We start from the raw sequence: 2,008 nt of genomic DNA on the forward strand, positions 1-2,008 counted from the left end.
ACTAGTCTGGCGTTACAATCCTCTGAAGCCAAATACCGGACATTATTCGAGTCGATGGATGAAGGCTTATGCATCTGTGAAATGCTATTTGATGAAGATGGCAGACCGGATGATTACCGACTTTTAGAAGTTAATTCCATCTTCGGCAGCCTGACAGGATTGGTAGGAGCTGTGGGTAAGACAGCACGGGAACTGATTCCCGGTCTCGAAGCCGAATGGTTTGAGATTTACGGACGAGTCGTGCAGACTGGCGAACCCGTGCGGTTTGAAAATCAATCGATCGTGATGAATCGCTGGTTCGATGTCAACGCCTTTGCAACTGGGGAACCAGGTCGCAACCAGTTTGCCGCTTTATTTACCAATATTACCGAGCGCAAACTAATCGAGCAAGAACGCGAACGGTTTCTGTCCGTGGGGGCAGATTTGCAAGTCATCGCCGATCGCCACGGTCGCTTTCAATGGGTCAGCCCGACAATGGAACAAACGCTCGGCTGGACGAAAGCCGAACTGCTAGCTCGTTCTTGGACGGATCTCGTCCATCCGGACGATTTGGCCGGATCGAGTGTGGAAGCCGCAGAGTTGTTTTCAGAGCACGTCACAGTAGCGTATGAAAGCCGCTATCGGCACAAAGACGGCACTTATCGTTGGTTCCTGTGGAATGCCCAGAGCTATCCCTCACAGATCGATCCCGCCGAGCGGGTGCTGTATGCAGCGGCGGTCGATATCACCGATCGCAAACAGACTGAAATTGCCTTACAAGAAAGTGAGCAACGGTTGAGAATCTCCCAATTAGCCGCCAAAATTGGGACTTGGGATTGGGATGTGGTTGCCGATCGGATAATTTGGTCGCCAGAATACTATGCTTTGTACGGACTCGATCCGACAACGCCATCTACCTATGACAACTGGCTGGCTACAGTCATGGAATCAGACCGAGAGATCGCCGATCGATCCGTGCGCGCAGCCTTGGAGCAGCAGCAAACCTACCTCGACTTCGAGTTTCGGATCGTTCATCCCACTAAGGGGATCCGCTGGTTTGGTTCTCGGGGTCAAATATTATATGCTCCCGATGGACAACCGCTCCGCGCGATCGGCATTTCGATCGATGTGACCGATCGTAAACAAGCTGAAATCGCCCTGGCAGAGCGCGCTCGCGAACTAGCCGCTCTCAATACGCTCCTGGCTCAGACAGCCAGCCAGCTCAAAGAGCGCAATCAAGAATTAGATAGCTTCGTCCATATCGTCTCCCACGACCTCAAAGCACCCCTACGCGGCATTGCCAATCTATCCGTATGGATCGAAGAGGATCTAGACGGCTTGTCCGCCCATACCACACAGCAGCTGAACCTGCTCCGCAGCCGCGTGCAGCGCATGGATGACACGATCGCTGGACTACTGGAATACGCCCGCGTAGGTCGCCAAGATAGTCAGCTAGAGCTAGTTTCTGTAGCCGAGTTGCTAGCAGAAGTTATCGAATCGATCGCGCCGCCGCCGACATTTAAGATCGATCTCACCTCCCAACTGCCGACTCTGGAAACCAGGAAACTGCTGTTGTACCAAGTATTTACCAACCTGATTAGCAATGCCTTCAAACATCACGATCGCCCCGATGGCTCAGTCAGAATTTCGAGTACAGAGCGCGACGATTTCTATGAGTTTGCGATCGCTGATAATGGCCCTGGCATCCCACCCGGAGATCGCGATCGCATCTTTGTGATTTTCCAAGCCGCCAATCCCCAAAAAAATCCCGATAGTTCGGGTGTCGGTTTGAGTATTGTTAAAAAGATCGTCGAGGCCGAATCGGGGACGATTCGATTAGAATCAGAACTGGGCCAAGGTACGACTTTCTACTTTACCTGGCCGAAACGATCGCCAACAGTCGCGAGCGAACCACGAACAATTGAACAAGATTAGCAATCTCGATCGAATATGAATGACTGCTCAAATTAGGGATACGATTTCGATCGACGGGCAAATATATGCTTAAAAATGGGGGACAAGCTCCGAA

1 protein-coding gene is annotated in these 2,008 nt (G+C 51.7%); it reads left to right on the top strand.

All coding sequences use genetic code 11. The features are described from left to right. The coding region (locus RMO84_RS00200) for a PAS domain-containing protein (protein WP_310486387.1) at window positions 1–1,914 on the top strand (1,914 nt) is incomplete at its 5' end. Between the last annotated feature and the right edge of the window lie 94 nt (window positions 1,915–2,008).

This window comes from Chamaesiphon sp. VAR_69_metabat_338, assembly GCF_031423935.1.
Taxonomy (GTDB): domain Bacteria; phylum Cyanobacteriota; class Cyanobacteriia; order Cyanobacteriales; family Chamaesiphonaceae; genus Chamaesiphon.